The sequence below is a fragment of the Trinickia sp. genome (assembly GCF_051953955.1).
GTDB lineage: Bacteria > Pseudomonadota > Gammaproteobacteria > Burkholderiales > Burkholderiaceae > Trinickia.
In genome coordinates this window covers 62,342-82,081 of sequence record NZ_JBQCIF010000074.1, presented here as the reverse complement: position 1 = coordinate 82,081, position 19,740 = coordinate 62,342, and the positions used below count along the sequence as shown (strand labels likewise).

The 19,740-nt window shown below is 64.2% G+C and carries 16 protein-coding genes; 12 read left to right on the top strand and 4 right to left on the bottom strand.

The window, feature by feature from the left end:
* Window positions 1-255 precede the first annotated feature (255 nt).
* Window positions 256-1,113, bottom strand: coding sequence for a class I SAM-dependent methyltransferase (locus ACTHNZ_RS13975; RefSeq protein WP_440543112.1), 858 nt, complete (start codon window positions 1,111-1,113; stop codon window positions 256-258).
* A 204-nt stretch (window positions 1,114-1,317) separates the two neighbouring features.
* Here ACTHNZ_RS13975 and murI point away from each other — a divergent pair, with 204 nt between their 5' ends.
* Entirely contained in the window at window positions 1,318-2,178 is an 861-nt protein-coding gene (gene murI, locus ACTHNZ_RS13970; RefSeq protein ID WP_440543094.1) for a glutamate racemase, read from the top strand.
* Window positions 2,179-2,273: 95 nt separating this feature from the next.
* Window positions 2,274-3,401: an AAA family ATPase gene (locus ACTHNZ_RS13965; RefSeq protein WP_440543093.1), complete on the top strand. Its 1,128-nt coding sequence runs from the start codon at window positions 2,274-2,276 to the stop codon at window positions 3,399-3,401.
* A 72-nt stretch (window positions 3,402-3,473) separates the two neighbouring features.
* Here the strand turns inward: ACTHNZ_RS13965 and ACTHNZ_RS13960 are convergent, their stop codons facing one another.
* Window positions 3,474-4,634 (bottom strand): iron-containing alcohol dehydrogenase, encoded by a 1,161-nt coding sequence (locus ACTHNZ_RS13960; protein WP_440543092.1) that lies wholly within the window; start codon window positions 4,632-4,634, stop codon window positions 3,474-3,476.
* A 422-nt stretch (window positions 4,635-5,056) separates the two neighbouring features.
* Here ACTHNZ_RS13960 and ACTHNZ_RS13955 point away from each other — a divergent pair, with 422 nt between their 5' ends.
* Window positions 5,057-5,785, top strand: coding sequence for a FadR/GntR family transcriptional regulator (locus ACTHNZ_RS13955; protein WP_440543091.1), 729 nt, complete (start codon window positions 5,057-5,059; stop codon window positions 5,783-5,785).
* Window positions 5,786-5,854: 69 nt separating this feature from the next.
* On the opposite strand, the gene ACTHNZ_RS13950 is transcribed toward ACTHNZ_RS13955, so the two are convergent.
* Window positions 5,855-7,600, bottom strand: a complete 1,746-nt coding sequence (locus ACTHNZ_RS13950) for an IlvD/Edd family dehydratase (RefSeq protein WP_440543090.1) — start codon at window positions 7,598-7,600, stop codon at window positions 5,855-5,857.
* A gap of 369 nt (window positions 7,601-7,969) precedes the next feature.
* On the opposite strand from ACTHNZ_RS13950, the gene ACTHNZ_RS13945 reads away from it, so the two are divergent.
* From ACTHNZ_RS13945 to araH, 9 genes are all read left to right on the top strand, one after another.
* Window positions 7,970-8,938 (top strand): ABC transporter substrate-binding protein, encoded by a 969-nt coding sequence (locus ACTHNZ_RS13945; RefSeq protein ID WP_440543089.1) that lies wholly within the window; start codon window positions 7,970-7,972, stop codon window positions 8,936-8,938.
* Between the two features lie 41 nt (window positions 8,939-8,979).
* On the top strand, window positions 8,980-10,497 hold the full coding sequence (locus tag ACTHNZ_RS13940) for a sugar ABC transporter ATP-binding protein (protein ID WP_440543088.1): 1,518 nt from the start codon (window positions 8,980-8,982) through the stop codon (window positions 10,495-10,497).
* Window positions 10,494-11,531, top strand: a complete 1,038-nt coding sequence (locus ACTHNZ_RS13935) for an ABC transporter permease (protein ID WP_440543087.1) — start codon at window positions 10,494-10,496, stop codon at window positions 11,529-11,531. The genes ACTHNZ_RS13940 and ACTHNZ_RS13935 overlap by 4 nt, the downstream gene beginning before the upstream one ends.
* Complete coding sequence (gene yjfF, locus ACTHNZ_RS13930; RefSeq protein WP_440543086.1) at window positions 11,528-12,637, top strand: galactofuranose ABC transporter, permease protein YjfF; 1,110 nt, start codon at window positions 11,528-11,530, stop codon at window positions 12,635-12,637. Before ACTHNZ_RS13935 ends, yjfF begins: the two co-directional genes overlap by 4 nt.
* Window positions 12,638-12,658: 21 nt before the next feature.
* Window positions 12,659-13,585, top strand: coding sequence for a dihydrodipicolinate synthase family protein (locus tag ACTHNZ_RS13925; RefSeq protein WP_440543085.1), 927 nt, complete (start codon window positions 12,659-12,661; stop codon window positions 13,583-13,585).
* A 7-nt stretch (window positions 13,586-13,592) separates the two neighbouring features.
* A complete protein-coding gene (locus ACTHNZ_RS13920) occupies window positions 13,593-14,519 on the top strand; it encodes a Gfo/Idh/MocA family protein (RefSeq protein WP_440543084.1) in 927 nt (308 codons plus the stop codon).
* 182 nt (window positions 14,520-14,701) lie between these two features.
* Window positions 14,702-15,706, top strand: coding sequence for an arabinose ABC transporter substrate-binding protein (locus ACTHNZ_RS13915; protein ID WP_440543083.1), 1,005 nt, complete (start codon window positions 14,702-14,704; stop codon window positions 15,704-15,706).
* 5 nt (window positions 15,707-15,711) lie between these two features.
* On the top strand, window positions 15,712-17,247 hold the full coding sequence (araG, locus tag ACTHNZ_RS13910) for an L-arabinose ABC transporter ATP-binding protein AraG (RefSeq protein WP_440543082.1): 1,536 nt from the start codon (window positions 15,712-15,714) through the stop codon (window positions 17,245-17,247).
* A 93-nt stretch (window positions 17,248-17,340) separates the two neighbouring features.
* Window positions 17,341-18,336: an L-arabinose ABC transporter permease AraH gene (araH, locus tag ACTHNZ_RS13905; protein ID WP_440543081.1), complete on the top strand. Its 996-nt coding sequence runs from the start codon at window positions 17,341-17,343 to the stop codon at window positions 18,334-18,336.
* Window positions 18,337-18,485: 149 nt separating this feature from the next.
* Here araH and ACTHNZ_RS13900 read toward each other — a convergent pair whose 3' ends face one another.
* Window positions 18,486-19,718 carry an MFS transporter gene (locus tag ACTHNZ_RS13900; protein ID WP_440543080.1) on the bottom strand — a complete coding sequence of 411 codons (1,233 nt, stop codon included), beginning with the start codon at window positions 19,716-19,718 and terminating at the stop codon, window positions 18,486-18,488.
* Window positions 19,719-19,740: the final 22 nt, after the last annotated feature.

Here is a 19,740-nt window from a genome sequence, read left to right as displayed (position 1 = left end):
GGATCGTTCGGCAATGACGCGATCGCGCTGCCGCTGCCGCGCCATGTAAATGCTTATGTTTGCATGCGACGCGCACGTCGCCGTAGCGACGTTCAGTAGTCGGCAAGGCGACGATCCGGTGAAATGGCAGGTGGTACTACGAGGCGTTGCCGCAATGAGGGGGAGACTACGAAGATGTGTAGGCACGTTGCCGCAACCGCGGCATCGCAGTCGCGGCTCGACAGGATCGAGGGCGGGTGCCGGCGGCGCTTCCCGCTACGTCCTCGCAACGAGAAACGCCTCGCCGACGGCCGGCCGCAGGCCATCGGTGCGGCCCGTGAAGTAACGCTGCGTCAGATCGTCGGTGGATACGTACCGAGCCTCGGCGAATCCGGCTTCGCGCGCGAATGCGACGATCTCCTCGGGCCTAAAGAAGCTGATGAACGGCGTGCCTGCCGCGCGTGCGCGTTCATAGACGGCCTCGTGCCGCGGCCGCTCGTCCGGCGGCAGCAATTCGAGCGGCAACAGGAACGTCATGGCGAACGTCGATCCCGCAGGCAGCCCCGCGATACGCCGGAGCATCGCCATGATGGCCTCGTGCGTCAGATACATCGACACCCCCGTCGACGACACGAATGCGGGCCGGCCGGCGTCGAACCCGTTCGCTTCAAGCTCGTCCCACCACGACTCGCCTGCTTCGAAGTCGACCGGCACGAGCCGCAGCGACGACGGCACGCCGTAGCCGAGCTCGGTCAGGCGCCGGCGCTTCCAGCGCTGCGCGGCCGGCTGATCGACTTCGAAGATCGTTAGACGGGACGCGACATCCGGCCTGCGCTGGGCAAACGTATCGAGGCCGCCGCCGAGCAACACGTATTGGGTCACGCCGCGGTCGGCTTCTTCGATCGCCAAGTCATCGACATAGCGGGCGCGCGCGACGATCGAAGCGCGGTAGCCGCGCGTGCCCTCGGGATGCATGTCGGGCCGCTCACGCCAATTTTCGTCGGGCGCGACGAGCTTCAATCCGACGTCGTCTTCGAGAACGTGCGGCTGCGCATCGACTTGGAGATGCATGGCGCGCCAAAGCGCGACGCGAACCGCGGTAGGGTCGGGGGCTTCGATCCGATCGTCCGTCATGATGCCGGGGCTCCATTGATGTCGCTTGATGTCGCTTGGGCGAAACGTCAGGAATATACCGCTCATGCCGGCCGCTTGCAGCGTCACGCGCAGTCCGACGCGCCCTCGCCCTCGCACGAAGCTCGCGCCTTCTGTGTATCATTTCGGGCTGTTGCGTCCCCGCGGCGCACGCCCCTGCTCCGAACGCCCCCACTTGAATTCAACATGACGAATCCCGATGCGCCGATCGGCGTCTTCGACTCCGGGCTTGGCGGCCTCTCCGTTCTCGCCTCCATGCGGGAGCGGCTGCCGGACCAATCGATCGTGTACATCGCCGACTCGGAATACGCCCCCTACGGCGAAAAAACGGACGCGTTCATCCGCGAACGCAGCAAAGCCATTGCCGATTGGCTCGTCGAGCGCGGCGCGAAAATGATCGTCGTCGCTTGCAACACGGCGACCACGCACGCCATCGGACATTTACGCGCCACGCTGACGGTGCCTGTCGTCGGCGTCGAGCCCGGCATCAAGCCGGCCGCGCTTTCCACCGCGAGCGGCGTCGTGGGCGTGCTGGCAACGGCGGCCACGTTGCGCAGCGAGCGGCTCAAAGCGCTGATCGCCGAGCACGAAGCACGCTGCCGTTTCGTCTGCCAAGCAGGACATGGGCTCGTCGAGCAAATCGAGCGAGGCAATCTGAACGGCACGGTCGTCGACGATTTGCTGCTGCGCTATCTGACGCCGATGGCGCAGGCCGGCGCGGACACCGTCATTCTCGGGTCGACGCATTTCGCCTTGCTGTATGCCACGATCCGGCGCTTGTTCGCCGATCGCTTCGCTTTGATCGAAACCGGCTCGGCCATCGCGCGACGCGTCGAGACGTTGTTGATCGAGCGGGAAGGCGCCGCGGATGCCGCGGCAAAGACGAACCCGCGAGGCCGCCTCGAATATTTTTCCACGGCTCGCTCACCGCAGCAGCGGCAGGCGCTGCTGGCCGTGGTGCGTCGCTTGCCCACGATGAGCAACGTCGAGCCGTTCGTTTCGCACGCCGACGTGCCTTCCCCCGTGGCTGCCGGCATTCTGCCATGACCTCCACCCGCAGCTTCGACCCGCCGTGCAGCGTTATCCAAAATTATACTCGTCCGGTATAATTATCCCAGCATTGGATAATTTTGGATAACGCGATGGAATTGACGGACCTGTGGCACTTCCCTCGGCCGGACCTCGCGAGCGCCTACCTCGCCACCCTGAATGCGGGGCTCGTCATGTCGACGACGATTTTCGCCCCGCGGCGCACCGGTAAGACGGCGTTCCTCTTGCGCGACCTGAAACCGCTCGCCGAAAACGCGGGCTATACCGTCGTATACGCCGACCTTTGGCAAACGCGACAGACTCCGGGCGCCGCCCTTGCGCGAGCGCTCGAAGAAGCGTTGGAACCGCACTCGCTGTTCGAAAAAGTCGTCGCGCGGCTGCACAGTCCCGTCAAAGGGCTGAAAGGTAAGGCCGAGTTCGCCGGCGCCACCCTCGAGGGCCATATCGAGCTCGGCACCGACCCGAAGCGAGAACTCGGGGATACGGCGCTTTTGATCGATGCCCTCGTGGCCGAGCTGACGAAGCGCCGGCCCGTGCTCTTTCTGATCGATGAGGCGCAATCGCTCGGCCGCAGCAAGGAAGGCGAGGAAATGGCGCGTGCGCTACGCACGACGCTCACGAAGCATCAGCGCCGGCTTCGCATGTTGTTTACCGGCTCTTCGCGCACGAAGCTCGGCCATGTCTTCACGAATGCCAACGCGCCGCTCTACTCGGCCGCGAGCGTGGTGCAGGACTTCCCGCTGCTCGGCGACGACTTCGTGGACTACATCGCGCGGCGCTTCAGGGAATCGACGAAGCGCAAGCTCGACGCGGCAGCGGCGTGCCAGGCGTTCGAGCTCTTCGGGCGGCGCCCCGAACCGTTGATGGAGACGGTGCTAGCCTTGATGATGAGCCCCGCGCTGACGTTTCCCGAAGCCATTGCGATGCAGCAGGAGAAGCTGGCCCGTACCGAGAATCATGAAGGGACGTGGAATTCGCTCGATGCAATCGAGCGCGTACTCGTGCGGATGTTCGCGGATGACCCTTCGATGAAGCCCTTTGCGAAAGCGACGCTGATCAAGATTCGCAAGCGCGTGGGGATCGAAGACCTGCAGCCGACCCACGTTCAAAAGGCGTTGAGCCGGCTCGCGGAGAAGACGGTTGCAGCGAAGAGCCCGCGCGATGTCTATGAATTCGAGAGTGACAGCTTCGCGGACTGGGTTCGCAATATCGTCGACTGAAGGAAGCACACGGCAAGCACGCGTGCCAGTGCTGCAATCCCGAGCAGCGCCCGCAAGCCGCATGGCTACGGCCTAAAACGCCGCCGTATAAATGGCCAATGCATCCGCTTCGGTTACGGGCCGCGGATTGTTGACGAGCAGCCGTTGCCGCAGCATGGCATCTTTCGCCATCCGCTCGAGCCCGTCGCGTTCGATGCCGACCTCACGCAGTGTCGAGGGAATTCCCGTTTCGGCAATCAACCATTCGACGTGCGCGATGAAAGCGCGCGTCTTGGCCTCGGCGTTGCCCGTCTCGGACGGCAGCATCGCCGCAGTCAACTCGGCATACAGCGGCGCGGCCGCTTCGGCATTGAATTTCAGCACATGCGGCAGCACGAGCGCATTCGATAAGCCATGGGGCACGTGGTAGATGCCGCCGATCGGGTAAGCCAGCGCATGCACGGCCGCAACGGGCGCGTTGGCAAAAGCTTGCCCCGCCAACGTTGCGCCGAGCAGCATCGCTTCGCGCGCGGCGCGGTCCTGTCCGTCACGGCAAGCCGTCAACAGATGCTTCGACAGCAATTGAAGCGCCCGCACGGCGAGCATGTCGGAGATCGGATTCTTCAAACGAGCCGACGTATAGGCCTCGATCGCATGCACCATGGCATCGATGCCCGTCGCGGCCGTTGCGGCGGGCGGCAGCCCCAACGTCAATTCGGCATCGAGAATCGCCAGATCGGCGATCAGTTGCGGCGCCACGACGCCCATCTTCGTCGCCTCGCCGACCGTCACGATCGATACGGCCGTCACCTCCGAGCCGGTACCGGCCGTGGTCGGCATTTGCACGAGCGGCAAGCGTTCGCCTTCGACGCGATTGACGCCGTACATCTCGCCGAGCGTCTGCCGCGACGCGAGCAAGACGGCGAGCAGCTTAGCGACGTCCATCGACGATCCGCCACCGAGACCCACGACGATTTGCGCCTGCGCATCGCGAGCGCGTGCGACGGCGTCGAGCACCACTTGCTCGGGCGGATCGGCCACGACGTTGTCCAGCACCGTCACGGTCCATCCACTCGCCGCCAAATCGGCAAGCGCCGACGCGAGCAACCCGCTGCGATGAAGGAAGCCATCGGTAACGAGGCACAGCCGCGCAAGCGCCGGATAGCGTTCGCGCAACAACGCGCCGAGACGCCGCGCGGCGCCGAACTCCACGACGAGCGTCGGGACCGTTTGGAAGCGGAATGCATTGGCCATGCGGTGTCTCCTTTCGCGAGATCGGTGCGCGTCGTCGTATGCAAGGCCCGTGCGTCGAGCCACTTGCATCGCTATCGTTTCCATCGCGTGCGAGCAGATATTGTATGCCGACGCCCCACCCGTTCGTCGCAAGGCGTGCGGCGCACGCATGGAGCCGGTACTAGATTGCAGTTGGGCGAACGATAGGACTGCCAAGCAATCACCCCTGCGCATACGCAACCGCCTATGATCGAACGCGGCCGCACCCCGCTGCGGGCTTTCGCTCCGGGCTTTCCCCGGGCTTTGATTCGACCTCGCATGCACGCGCAAAACACTGAGGAAACAAGGGTTAGTTCCTGTCGTAAGCGATGCATGCCCTGTGCTATGCTCGCGAATACTTCGCGCAGCCCGCGTCGGTGCGAGGCTGACATGACCCCCACGCTATGGACTATCGACATCTCAAGAACCGCAAGAGCATGCACGCACGGATCGTGCAGGAACTCGGCATCGAGATCGTCAGCGGCAAGTTCGCACCCGGCGACCGCCTGCCGCCCGAGCCCACGCTTTGCGAATCCTATGGCGTAAGCCGCCCCGTATTGCGCGAGGCGACACGCGTGCTCGTCGCGAAAGGGCTCGTCGTATCGAAGCCGCGCGTCGGCAGTGTCGTGCGTCCTCGCGAAGAGTGGCACATGCTCGATCCCGACGTGCTGTTTTGGACGATCAGCGTCACGCCCGAGGGCGAATTCTTCCGGTCTTTGCTGACGGTTCGCCGCATCATCGAGCCCGCAGCGGCGGCACTGGCCGCCACGAACGCGACGGAAGAGGACGTCGCACGCATTCGCCGCTCCTATGAGCAAATGGAAAATGCGCAAACGTCCGATGCACTGCTCGAACCCGATCTCGAGTTTCACCGCGGCGTGATGGCCGCGACGCACAACGACATGCTCGCCTTCATCGGCAACATGATGTCGATGGCCTTGAGCGAGTCGATCAAGCTGACGAGCCGCCACCCCGATACGCATGCGTTGTCGCTTCCGCGGCACAAAGCGATTCTGACCGCGATCGAGCATCGCGATCCGCTCGGGGCGAGACAAGCAAGCCTCGTGCAACTGGAAAATGCAAAAGCCGATGCCGAGACGATCCTCGTCATCGGCGCGCGCGCGGAACGCTAGCCGTTCGAAGCTTCGGCGAGGCCCGCGGCGATCCGCGGGCCTACCGGGTCTACCCGGTCTATCGCCCCATCAATGTGAATGCGGCGGCACCTCGGCCCCGCGGCACCCCACCAGGAAATCGAAGTCGCATCCCTCGTCGGCCTGCAGCACGTGGTCGACATAAAGATTGCGATAGCCGCTCAGATCCGCGGGACTGCGCTGCGCATTCGTCTCGCTCCACACCGCCAAGCGCTGAGCCAGCTCGTCCTCGCCGATGTCCAGATGCAAGCGTCCTGCTTCGCAATCGAGCTCGATCCAATCGCCGTTGCGCACCACGGCCAGCGGGCCGCCTGCCCGTGCCTCGGGCGCGACGTGCAGAACGACCGTTCCGTATGCCGTCCCGCTCATGCGCGCATCGGAAATGCGGACCATATCGGTCACGCCCTGCGCGAGCAGCTTCGGCGGCAAGCCCATGTTGCCGACTTCCGCCATCCCGGGATAGCCCTTCGGCCCGCAGTTCTTCATCACGAGAATCGAATCGGCCGTGACGTCGAGATCGGGATCGGCGATGCGTGCCTTGTAGTCGTCGAAGTTTTCGAACACGACTGCGCGGCCGCGATGCTTGAGCAGCGATGCCGTGGCCGCGGACGGCTTGAGCACCGCGCCGCGCGGCGCGAGGTTGCCGCGCAGCACGCATAGGCCGCCGTCGGGCACGAGCGGCTTGTCGAGCGGACGAATGACTTCGTCGTTATAAAGCGGCGCTTCCTGGCAGTTTTCCCACAACGAGTGGCCGTTGGCCGTCAATGCATCGGGGTGCGGCAGCAATCCCGCTTCGCCGAGGCGGCGCAATACGGCCGGCAAGCCGCCCGCGTAATAGAACTCCTCCATGAGGAAGCGTCCCGACGGCTGCAGATCGACGAGCGTGGGCGTCCCGCGACCGATGCGCGTCCAATCGTCGAGCTCGAGCGGCACGCCGATGCGCCCCGCGATCGCCTTCAAGTGAATCGCGGCGTTGGTCGAGCCGCCGATCGCCGCATTCGCCCGAATCGCATTCTCGAATGCTTCTCGCGTGAGCAGCTTCGAGAGCCGCAGATCCTGCAGCGCCATTTCGACGATACGCATGCCCGACAAATGCGCCAGCACGTAGCGGCGCGAATCGACGGCCGGAATGGCGGCATTGTGCGGTAGCGTCACGCCGAGCGCCTCGGCCATGCACGCCATCGTCGAAGCCGTGCCCATCGTATTGCAGGTACCGGCGGAGCGCGACATCCCGGCTTCGGCCGCCATGAATTGGTGCAGCGTGATATGACCGGCCTTCACCTGTTCGCTCAACTTCCAAACGACGGTGCCCGAGCCGATGTCGCGCCCTTCGTGCTTGCCGTTGAGCATCGGGCCGCCGCTGACGAGGATCGCCGGCACGTCGCAGCTGGCGGCGCCCATCAGCAGCGCCGGCGTGGTCTTGTCGCATCCGGCCAACAGGACGACCGCATCGATCGGATTGCCGCGAATCGACTCCTCGACGTCCATGGCGGCCAAGTTGCGCGTGAACATCGCGGTCGGGCGCAGATTCGATTCCCCGTTCGAGAACACGGGAAACTCCACGGGGAACCCGCCTGCCTCGAACACGCCGCGCTTGACGTGTTCGGCCAGCTTGCGAAAGTGCGCGTTGCACGGCGTGAGTTCCGACCATGTATTGCAGATGCCGATGATCGGCTTGCCCTGGAACTCGTGATCGGGGATGCCCTGGTTCTTCATCCAGCTCCGGTACATGAAGCCGTTTTTGTCGGCCGTGCCGAACCATTGGGCGGAGCGGAGCTTGCGGGGTTTGTCTGTCATTGCTCGATGCCTGTATTAGGCAGATATAGTAAAACGATTGAAGTCGCCGCCATCGGGGGCGCCGAACCGTGCGGGGTGACTTTTGCCGCCCCGGCGGTCGCGCCGATTTCCCAGATGTTGGCACAATCTTACGCCTTTCCGGCCGCTTCTTGCCAGATTCCAGATAGAAATAGCATGACTATTTGAACGGCGAAGCTGGGGAAAACGCTAATCGCTTCGGGACAACGCGGTGCCTATAGTATGGCTATTTAGAAAACGGCGCGCCTATCAAAACGGCAACAGGGGTGTTCGGCGCCCGGGAAGCAGAGGTAGGGAAGTTCGTTCTAAGTAGCAAAACCAAGCACGCATCAAAGACAAACGGAGACAAGCATGGGACGTACGGTACGGTTGGCGATGAACGCATTGCTGGGAGCGGCGCTCGCCATGTCGCTCGTCGTGGACAGCCACGCAAGCGATAAGAAAATCACCCTCGGTTTCGCACAGGTCGGCGCGGAAAGCGCATGGCGCACGGCTAACACGGTTTCGGTCAAGGAGGCGGCCAAAGACGCCGGCATCAATCTGAAGTTCTCCGACGCGCAGCAAAAGCAAGAGAATCAGATCCGCGCGATCCGTTCCTACATCGCACAGAAGGTGGACGTGATCGCCTTCTCGCCCGTCGTCGAATCGGGCTGGGAGCCGGTGCTGACGGAAGCCAAGAAGGCCGGCATTCCCGTGATCCTGACGGACCGCAACATCGACGTGAAGGACAAGTCGCTGTACGTCACGATGATCGGTTCGGACTTCCTCGAAGAAGGCCGCCGCGCAGGCCGCTGGCTCGAAGAGGAATACAAGAACAATCCCGGCCCCATCAACATCGCCGAACTGCAGGGCACGGTGGGCTCGGCACCGGCGAACGATCGCCATGCCGGCCTGATGGAAATCATCAAGAACGATCCGAAGTTCAAGATCATCGCTTCGCAAAGCGGCGACTTCACGCTCGCAGGCGGCAAGCAAGTGATGGAAGCGTTCGCGAAGACGTACGGCAAGCAGATCAATGTCGTCTATGCGCACAACGACGACATGGCGCTCGGCGCGATTCAAGCGATGGAAGAAGCCGGCATGAAGCCGGGCACGGACCCCAAGGTCGTTTCGTTCGATGCGACGAAGGGCGGCTTCCAAGCGATGATCGCGGGCAAGATCAATGTCGACGTCGAATGCAGCCCGCTGCTCGGGCCGCAGTTGATGAGCGCGGTCAAGGACCTCGTGGCCGGCAAGCAGTTGCCCAAGCGCATCGTGACGCAGGAAACGGTGTTCCCGGAAAACGTGGCGGCGAAGATCCTGCCGACGCGTAAGTACTGATTAGATTCCAACACCGACATCTGCTAAGCGAGCGATAGCCCATGACTGGCCCCCTCGTACTCGAAACGCTCGGCTTGACGAAGTCGTTCCCGGGCGTGCAAGCGCTCAAGAACGTCGATTTTCGTCTGTATGCCGGCGAAGTGCATACGTTGATGGGCCAGAATGGCGCTGGCAAATCGACACTGATCAACGTGTTGACCGGCGTGCATGCACACGATGCGGGCGACATCCGCATCGACGGCCGGTCCGTGCGCTTCGCCGCGCCGCTCGAAGCCGAGGCGGCCGGCATTCGCACGCTCTATCAAGAAGTCAACCTCTGCCCCAACCTTTCGGTCGCCGAGAACATTTTCGCGGGGCGCCAGCCACGGCGCCGCGGGGCGATCGATTGGAAGGCCATCAACGCGGGCGCCCGCAAGGCGCTCGATCAACTGAATCTTTCGCTCGACGTCACGCAATCGCTCGACACATATCCGATCGCCGTGCAGCAAATGGTGGCGATCGCGCGGGCGGTCAGCGTCGAGGCGCGGGTACTGATCCTCGATGAGCCGACGTCGAGCCTCGACGATTCCGAAGTCGCGAAATTGTTCGAGGTCGTCCGCAATTTGAAAGCGTCGGGCATGGCGACTCTGTTCGTCACGCACTTTCTCGAGCAGACCTATGCGATCTCCGATCGCATCACCGTGATGCGCAACGGCGAACGCGAGGGCGAATACCTGGCAAAGGACTTGCCCGTCGACGAGCTCGTTCACAAGATGGTCGGCAACGTACCGGTTGCCGGCGAGCGTTCCACGTCAAAAGGACAGGCCGCTGCGGCGGTGGAATCGGCCGCCACGTCGGGCTTCGACATGCGCGGCGTCGGCCGCCGCGGTGCCGTGCAGCCGATCGACCTGACGCTCGAGCCCGGCCGCATCGTCGGTCTGGCCGGCCTGCTCGGCTCGGGGCGGACGGAGACGGCACGCCTTCTGTTCGGCGCAGATCGCGCGGATACCGGCACGATCACGGCCGATGGCAAGCCGATCAAGCTCGGCTCGCCGCGGCATGCCGTGCGGCACGGAATCGCCTATTGCCCCGAAGACCGCAAGAAAGAAGGAATCGTCGGCGCGCTGTCGGTGCGCGAAAACATCGTTCTCGCGCTGCAGGCGCGGCGCGGCTGGTGGCGCCCGCTCGGCCGTGCCCGCGAGCGGCGCATCGCCGAGCATTACGTGAAGGCGCTCGGCATCCGCGCGCGCGACATCGAACAGCCGATCGAGCTGCTGTCGGGCGGCAATCAGCAAAAAGCGCTGCTCGCGCGCTGGCTCGCGATCGACCCGAAGATGCTGATTCTCGATGAACCGACGCGCGGCATCGACGTCGCCGCGAAGTTCGAAATCATGGATTACGTGCGCAAGCTGTGCGAGAAAGGCCTCGGCATCTTGCTGATTTCCTCGGAGATTCCTGAAGTGCTGCGCATCAGCGACCGTATCGCGGTATTGCGCGATCGCCGCAAGGTGGCCGAACTCTCGGGCGACGCGCTCGATGAGCACGCCGTCTATCAACTCATCGCCGGAGGCCAAGCATGAGCGCCCGCCCACTGCAGGCCATCGCGCGCCACCCGCTGCTGTGGCCCGTCGTCACGCTCGTGCTGCTGTTCACGCTCGACGTCGTGCACCGCCACGACTTCCTCGCAATCACGGTGCTCGAGGGCCACTTCTTCGGCGCGCCGATCGACATTCTGAACCGCGCAGCCCCGCTCGTCGTCGTCTCGCTCGGGATGACGCTCGTGATCGCGACGCGCGGCATCGACATCTCGGTCGGCACCGTCGTCGCCATCGCGGGCGCGGCCGCCGCCATCATCTTGGCAGCCGATCCGACGCACGTGGGCCTCGCTCTCGCCGCGGCGCTCGGCGTCGGCTTGCTGGCGGGTGCTTGGAACGGTCTGCTCGCGGCGCTCATCGGCATGCAGCCGATCATCGCCACGTTGATTCTCATGGTGGCCGGGCGCGGCGTCGCTCAGTTGCTGACGGGCGGCCAGATCATCCCGATCAGCGCGCGTGGTTATCTGCGTCTCGGCGACGGTTTCTTGGCGATGGTGCCCTGCGCGGTCTGGATCGCCGTCGTCGTATTCATTGCGACGTGGCTGCTCGTCAATCGCACGGCGCTCGGGCTGCTCGTGCGCTCGATCGGCGTCAATCCCGTCGCTGCTCGCCTCGTCGGGCTGCGCTCGACCGCGATCATGTTCGGCGTCTATGTGTTTTGCGGCTTGTCCGCAGCCATCGCCGGCATCTTGACGAGCTCGAACGTGCGCAGCGCCGACGGCAACAACGCCGGCCTGCTGCTCGAGCTCGACGCGATCCTCGCGGTAACCCTCGGTGGGACGTCGCTGATGGGCGGGCGGTTCTCGCTTGCCGGCACCGTGCTCGGTGCGCTCATCATTCAGACGCTCACGTATACGACTTACTCGATCGGCGTGCCGCCGGAAGCCACGCTCGTGGTGAAAGCGTTCGTCGTGATCGTCGTCAGCGTCATTCAATCGGCGCGTGCTCGCGAGTTGCTGGCGCAACTGGCCGCACGGTTGTCCACTTCATCCACTCGTGCCCGGCCGGAGGTGCAATGAGCGCGTTCATTCGTCGTCTTCTCGACCCGCGCACGCTGCCGATCGCCGTCACGATCACGCTGTTCGCGGCGCTGTTCGGCTTCGGCTCGTTCATGTATACGGGCTTCGGCTCGCTGCAAGTCCTGTTCGGTCTGCTCGTCGACAATTCGTTCCTGCTGATCGTCGCGATCGGCACGACGTTCGTGATCCTGTCCGGCGGCATCGACCTTTCGGTGGGGGCCGTCGTGGCTTTCACGACGATCGTCTGCGCCGTTTGTGCGGAGCACTGGCACTGGCCGATCTATGCAGTGGTGCCCGTCGTGCTGCTTATCGGTGCCGCTTTCGGCGCGGCCCAGGGTGCGCTCATTCACTATCTGCGCCTGCAGCCGTTCATCGTGACGCTGGCCGGCATGTTCCTCGCACGCGGCGCATGCTTTCTCGTCACGACGGAGTCGATCACGATCACCGAACCCACGTTTCACGCGGTGGCCGGCTACAACCTGCAGATCGGCAGCGGGCAGTTGAACGCGGGGGCGCTCATTGCACTCGTCGCCCTCGCGATCGCCATTTATGTCGCGCACTTCACGCGCTTCGGCCGCAACGTCTACGCGCTCGGCGGCAACGAAAAGTCGGCGCTGCTGATGGGGCTGCCCGTGGCCCGCACGAAGATCGGCGTCTACGCGCTGGGCGGCCTGTGCTCGGCCTTGGGCGGGCTCGTATTCACGCTCTATGTGCTGTCGGGCTACGGCCTGCAGGGACAGGGCATGGAGCTCGACGCGATCGCGGCCAGCGTCATCGGCGGAACCCTGCTCACGGGCGGCGTGGGCTACATCATCGGATCGGTGTTCGGCGTGGGCGTGCTCGGCACGATCCAAACGCTGATCACGTTCGACGGCACGCTCAGTTCGTGGTGGACGCGCATCGTGATCGGCGCGCTGCTGTGCGTGTTCTGCCTGCTGCAGCGCGTGATCGAGCGGCAAGCGGCGCGCCGCAAGTCGAACGGCTCGGGGCTCGGCAGCGCCGCAGTGCGCGAGGCCAAGAAACCGAGCGTCGGCAGCGAAGCCGACGGCACGGCCCCTCTCGGGTTGCGCGCACGCTTGATGCGCCGGCCCCGCATGCTTGGATAGTTTTTATCAGGAGTACGAATAGTGACCGCATCGACCCGCCCCTTCTCGGGCGTCTTCCCCGTCGCACCGACGCCGTTCACGGAAACGGGCGACCTCGACCTCGACGGCCAGCGCCGCGTGCTCGACTGCATGATCGACCAGCGCGTGGACGGCATCTGCATCCTCGCGAACTACTCGGAGCAGTTCCTGCTGACGGACGCCGAGCGCGACGTGCTCATCGATCTGTGCCTGACGCACGTGGCCGGCCGCGTGCCCGTCATGGTGACGTGCAGCCACTTCAGCACGCAGATCGCGGCGGACCGCGCGAAGCGCGCAGCGCAAGCCGGCGCGAGCATCATCATGGTGATGCCCCCGTATCACGGGGCAGCGCTGCGTGTCGACGAAAACGCGATGTTCGATTTCTTTGCGCAGGTGGCGGCTTCGGCAAACGTCCCCGTCATGATTCAAGACGCGCCGCTCTCGGGCGTGACGTTGACGGTGCCGTTCCTCACTCGCATCGCGCGTGAATTGCCGCTCGTGCGCTACTTCAAGATCGAAGTGCCGCAAGCGGCCGCCAAGCTGCGCGCGCTCATCGCGGCCGGCGGCGATGCGATCGAGGGTCCCTTCGACGGCGAGGAAGCGATCACGCTGCTGCCCGATCTCGATGCCGGCGCGACCGGCACGATGTCGAGCGCCTTGCTGCCCGATCTGATCCGCACGGTGTTCGACGATCACCGCGCGGGCCGGCGCGACGAAGCGCGGGCGGGCTACGCGCGCATCCTTCCGTTGATCAACTATGAAAGCCGGCAATGCGGATTGCGGGCAGCGAAGACGGTCATGATGGAAGGCGGCGTCATCAAGAGCGATGCCGTTCGCCGTCCGCTCGAACCGCTCGCACCGGCCACGCGTGCCGAACTGCTCGAACTCGCGCGCGAAGCGAATCCGCTCGCGCTGCGCTGGGGCCTGTGAGGTTCAGATGAAGAAGATTTCGATCGCGCTCATCGGTATCGGCAAGATCGCCCGAGACCAGCATCTGCCGGCCATTTCGGCCGATCCGCGCTTCGACCTCGTCGCCTGCGCAAGCCGCAACGCAACGGTCGACGGCGTGCGCAATTATCCGACGCTCGAGGCCTTGCTCGAGGCCGAGCCGAGCATCGAGGCCGTTTCGTTGTGCGCGCCGCCGATTCCGCGCTTTCAGCAGGCACGCGCCGCGCTCGCCGCGGGCAAGCACGTCATGCTCGAGAAACCGCCGGGTGCCTGCCTGAGCGAAGTCCGCGCGTTGGACCAGCTCGCTCAGCGCGTGGAAAAGACGATCTTCACGACCTGGCACTCGCGGCATGCGCTCGGCGTCGAGGCCGCACGCACTTGGCTCGCCATGCAGGACATCCGCCACGTGCACGTGCGCTGGAAGGAAGACGTTCGCCGTTGGCACCCGGGCCAAGCATGGATCTGGGAACCCGGCGGCCTCGGCGTGTTCGATCCGGGCATCAATGCCCTTTCGATCGTCACGCAGATCCTGCCGCGCGAAGTCGCCCTCGTTTCGTCGACGCTGCTCATTCCTTCGAACAAGCAAATGCCCATCGCGGCCGATCTCGAATTGACCGACACGGCCGGCGTGCCGATGCGCGTCGAGTTCGACTGGCGCCATGGTCCGCAAGAGCTGTGGGAAATCGAAGTGCGCACGGCCGACGGCACGTTGCTGCTTTCACAGGGCGGCAATCGGTTGCAGATCGATGACCGCGACGTCGCACTGGGTTTCGTGCACGAGTACCCATCGCTCTATAGCCGCTGGCATGACCTGATTTTGCGCGGCGAGAACGATGTCGATGCGCGGCCGCTTAGCCTCGTCGCCGACGCGTTCCTGCTCGGCAAACGCGAGATCGTCGAGGCGTTCGTCGAATGAGGTAATCCCGGCGTGGCAGCGGTTCGAACCGGCATTCCGGTGCCGGCTCGGGCAACCCTGCCCGTCGTCTATTCGCCCCACCCTGGGGCACATCGTTTACTGATTAGTAGTCCTAATAAGCTACTTGTTTAGTTTCGAGCTTCACAACACGGTCTACGGAGACCGACAAGAAGGAGACTAGTATGACCAGCAAGCTTCGCCGCTTCACGTTGCGCGCCGCCTTGGCCGCGATTATCGCCGCGCCCCTCGCGGCCTCGGTTGGCGTTCACGCGGACGAGCCCTTGAAAATCGGCTTTCTCGTGAAGATGCCCGAGCAGGCCTGGTTCATCAACGAGCAGAAGGCCGCCACGGCGCTCGGGAAGGCTGAAGGGTTTTCCGTCGTCAACATCGGCACGCCCGACGGCGAGCGCGTCCTGAGCGCCATCGACAACCTCGGCGCGCAGGGTGCCAAGGGCTTCGTCATTTGCGCCCCGGACGTTCGTCTCGGACCGGCAATTCAAGCGCGCGCCAAGAAGTACGGCATGAAGTTCGTGACCGTCGACGATCAACTCGTCGATTCGGCCGGGAAGCCGCTCGCCGACGTTCCCCACCTCGGCATGTCCGCCTTCAAGATCGGCAACCAGGTGGGCCAGGCGATCTCCGACGAAATGAAGCGCCGCGGCTGGAAGCCGGAAGAAGTGGGCGCGATCCGCATCTCCGACTATGAACTGCCGACGGCTAAGCTGCGCACCGACGGCGCTACGGAAACGCTGCTGAAGAACGGCTTCAAGAAGGACAACATCTTCGACGCGCCGCAAAAGACGACCGACGACGAAGGTGGTTTCGTCGCCGCATCGCCCGTGCTGTCGAAGCACCCGAACATCAAGAAGTGGGTGATCTTCGCGCTGAACGAGGAATCGGTGCTCGGCGGCGTGCGTGCGACGGAGCAGCTGCACATTCCGTCGTCCGACGTCATCGGCGTGGGCATCAACGGCGCCGGCGAAGCGTTTGCCGAGTTCCAGAAGAAGGAGCCGACGGGTTTTTACGGCACGATCGCCGTCAGCTCGACGAATCATGGCAAGGACAGCGCCCAGAATCTCGTCGATTGGATCAAGGCGGGCAAGCAGCCGCCGGCCGACACGCAAACGACGGGCAAGCTGATGACGCGCGACAACTGGCTCGCCGTGCGTAAGGAACTGGGGATTTAAACGTCATGCATGACGCGAACGATACCATCGTAGCGGTAGCGCAGCCGGAGACGGCCTCGCCTTACCTGCAGCTGGACGGCATCACCGTCAGTTTTCCCGGCGTGCTCGCGCTCGATCGTGTGTCGTTCGCAGTGCGCGGCGGCGAGGTGCACGGCCTGATGGGCGAGAACGGTGCCGGGAAATCGACGCTGCTGAAGGTGCTGTCCGGCGTCAACGTGCCGCAGTCGGGCACGTTGAAGCTTGGCGGCATCGAGCAGCATTTCTCCGGGACGAAGGCTGCGATCGAAGCCGGCATCGCCATCATCTATCAGGAACTGCATCTCGTTCCCGAGTTGACCGTGGCCGAGAACCTCATGCTCGGCCAATTGCCGAGCCGCCTCGGCGTGCTCAGCGAGCGCGATCTGATCGCGCGGGCCAGCGAAACGCTGGCCCGGCTCGGCGAACGCATCGATCCGCGCGAGCAAGTGAAGAATCTCTCGATCGGGCAGCGCCAAATGATCGAGATCGGCAAGGCGTTGATGCGCGATGCGCGCGTGATCGCCTTCGACGAGCCGACGAGCTCCCTTTCGGCTCGCGAAACGAAGCAGTTGTTCAAGATCATCAACGGTTTGCGTCAAGAAGGCCGCGCAATCGTCTACGTCACGCACCGGATGGACGAGGTCTACGAGTTGTGCGACCGCGTGACGGTGTTCCGCGACGGGCATTCGATCGAAACGTTCGAGACCGTCGACGGCCTCGAACGCGACCGCTTGATCAGCTCGATGGTCGGCCGTTCGATCCGCGACGTTTACGGCTACCGGGCGCGTCCGGTCGGCGACGTGCGCATCGAAGCGAAGGGCCTGCTCGGCCCGGGCCTGAGCGAACCGATTTCCTTCAGCGCGCGCAAGGGCGAAATCCTCGGCTTCTTCGGCCTCGTCGGCGCAGGCCGCTCGGAGCTGATGAAGCTCGTTTGCGGCGCGGTCCGGCCGAGCCAAGGCGACATCGAGCTCGACGGCCGCCGCATGCGATTTTCGACGCCGCGCGCCGCAGTGCGCGCCGGCATCGCCTTGTGCCCCGAAGACCGCAAGCAAGAAGGGATCGTGGCCATCGCGTCCGTATCCGACAACCTGAACATCAGCGCGCGGCGCCATTCGAGCTTTGCGAGTTGGCTGCTCAACGAGCGACGCGAGCGCGATCTCACCGACGAATACATCGAGAAGCTGTCGATCAAAACGCGCAATGCCGACACGGCGATCGGCACGCTTTCGGGCGGCAACCAGCAAAAGGTCATCTTGGCGCGTTGGCTCGCGGAGAAGATCGACGTATTCGTCATGGACGAACCGACGCGCGGCATCGACGTCGGCGCACGGGCGCAGATCTACGAGCTCCTGTACGGTCTGGCCGAAGCGGGCCGGACGGTGCTGATGGTGTCGAGCGATTTGGCCGAGGTCATCGGCGTATCTGATCGCATCATCGTCATGAAGGAAGGCCGCATGGTGGGCGATCTTCCCAAGGCCGAGGCGAGCCCCGATCAGTTGATCAAGCTCGCGCTGCCTCAATGAGCTTGATTACCGATCAGTACCGATTGTTCTGATTGTTCTGATTGTTTGGCCGCGTGCGCAGCAAGCGCGCACGGCAACGAAAGAGACGAAACTATGCAACAACCTCAAACCTTAGCCGCTCCGAGCGGACCGGCGGCCTACGCGGCCAAAACGTGGCGCCTGCTCAACAAGTCCGGCATCGTCATGGTGTTCGCGATCTTGTTCGTCGTGCTGTGCTTCACCGTGCCCGACTTCCTGACGAGCCGCAACATGCAGGGCCTGCTGTTGTCGGTCACGCTGATCGGCTCGATCGCCGTGACGATGATGTTCGTGCTGGCGCTCGGCGAGGTGGATCTATCGGTGGCGTCGATCGTGGCGCTGTCGGGCGTCGTGGCGTCGACGCTCATCACGGCCACGCACAGCGTCGTGCTCGGCGTAACGGGAGGGATCATCGCGGGCGGCGCCGTGGGGCTCGTCAACGGCGTGCTGGTCGCACGCTATCGCATCAACTCGCTGATCGTAACGCTTGCAATGATGGAAGTCGTGCGCGGCCTCGCCTTCATCGTGTCCAACGGCGATGCGGTCATGATTTCGGAGGAACGCTTCTTCGACCTCGGCGGCGGCTCGTTCCTCGGCATCTCTTACCCGATCTGGAGCAACATCGTCGGCTTCATCGTCTTCGGCTTCATCTTGCGCAAGACAGTGTTCGGCAAGAACGTGCTGGCCGTCGGCGGCAACGGCGAAGCGGCTTTGCTCGCGGGCCTGCCCGTGGTGCGGATCAAGATTCTCGTATTCGTGCTGCAAGGCCTCGTGACGGGCTTCGCGGGTGTCATGCTCGCATCGCGGATGAGCCTCGGCGACCCGAAGACGTCGGTCGGCCTCGAACTCGGCGTGATTTCGGCTTGCGTGCTGGGCGGCGTGTCGCTCACGGGCGGCGTAGCCACGATCTCGGGTGTGCTCGTGGGCGTGCTGATCATGGGCTCGGTGCAAGATGCGATGAGCCTGCTGAACGTGCCGACGTTCTACCAGTACCTGATTCGCGGCGGCATTCTGCTGCTGGCCGTCTTCTTCGATCACATCCGGCGTTCGCGCGGCGCGCGCGCACGTTGAAGGAAAGGCTCGCCGAAGGACGCGAGCGTTCCGGCGAACGATTATTCGAATTCAGCGGCGTTCCGGGCGGCTCCCCGCCCGGCCGCCCTGCCTCTTTGCTGATGCGATGTGTCTCCGCGGTCCTGTCTGACCGACGACTTGGCCGAGCTTCATTGTTCGGCCTTTTTTTTCGCCCGGGCGGCGCCGGGGCCGCCGGAGCGGGGACTCAGCGCGCACATGATCAGCGGCACGACGGCAAGCACCGCGCCCATGAAGAAGGTAGCCGGCGCGCCGTGGCGGTCCCACAGCCATCCCGCGATCGCGCTCGCAAGGAGCATGCAGACGCCGCATGCCAAGTTGAACACGCCGAATGCGGTGCCGCGCAACGACGCCGGCGCGGTTTCGGCCACCATCGCGGCGAGGATACCTTGCGTGAACCCCATGTGCAGCCCCCATATGGCCACGCCGGAAAGCACCACGACCGTTGACGTGCTGCTGCCCAGTACGACGTCCGCGATAGCCAGCAGCGCCAACCCGCAGGCGAGCAAGAGGCGCTGATCGAGTCGATCGGAGAGAATGCCGACCGGATAGGCCGAGAGTGAATACACGAGACTCATCACGACCATCACGGACGGGATCCACGCCGCGTCCAACCCCGTCTGCTGGGCGCGCAGCACGAGAAACGCCTCGCTGAACCGAGCCAGCGTGAACGTCGCACCGATTGCGACGACGAACCAATAGCGAAGCGAAAACTCGCGTAGCGCGCGCCAATGCAACGGCGAGCGGAAGCGGTGCTCCGCCTGGGCGTGCTCGGGCTCGCGAATGCCGAACAAGATCAGCGCGATCGCGGCAAATGCGGGCGCCACGGCGAACCAGAGCACGATCCGAATGTGATCGGCGAACGCAAGCATCAGCACGATCGCGAGCAGCGGGCCGGCAAACGCGCCGACCGTGTCGAGCGATTGCCTCAGTCCAAAGCAGGCGCCGCGGATTTCCGGCGGTGCGACGTCGGCAACCAGCGCATCGCGCGGCGCGCCCCGGATTCCCTTGCCGACTCGATCGAGCAGCCGTGCCGCCACCACCATCGCAGGCGAAGCCGCAAGGGGGAAAAGCGGCTTCGTGAACGCCGCGAGCCCATATCCCAGCAGCAAAAGGATCTTGCGACGCCCGAGCCAGTCGCTCAACGACCCCGAGAAAATCTTCACGATCATCGCAGTCGCTTCCGCCGCCCCTTCCAGCATCCCTAATGCCGTCACGCTCATCCCCATGGACGTCACGAGGAAGATCGGAAGGAGCGCATGGATCAGTTCGGACGAGAGGTCCATGAACAGGCTGACGAAACCCAAGGCCCAGACCGTTCGTGGAATGACGGGCCTGGCGGCGTGTCGAGCGTTCGAATTCATTGAGTAAGGGTTCCTCGATGCA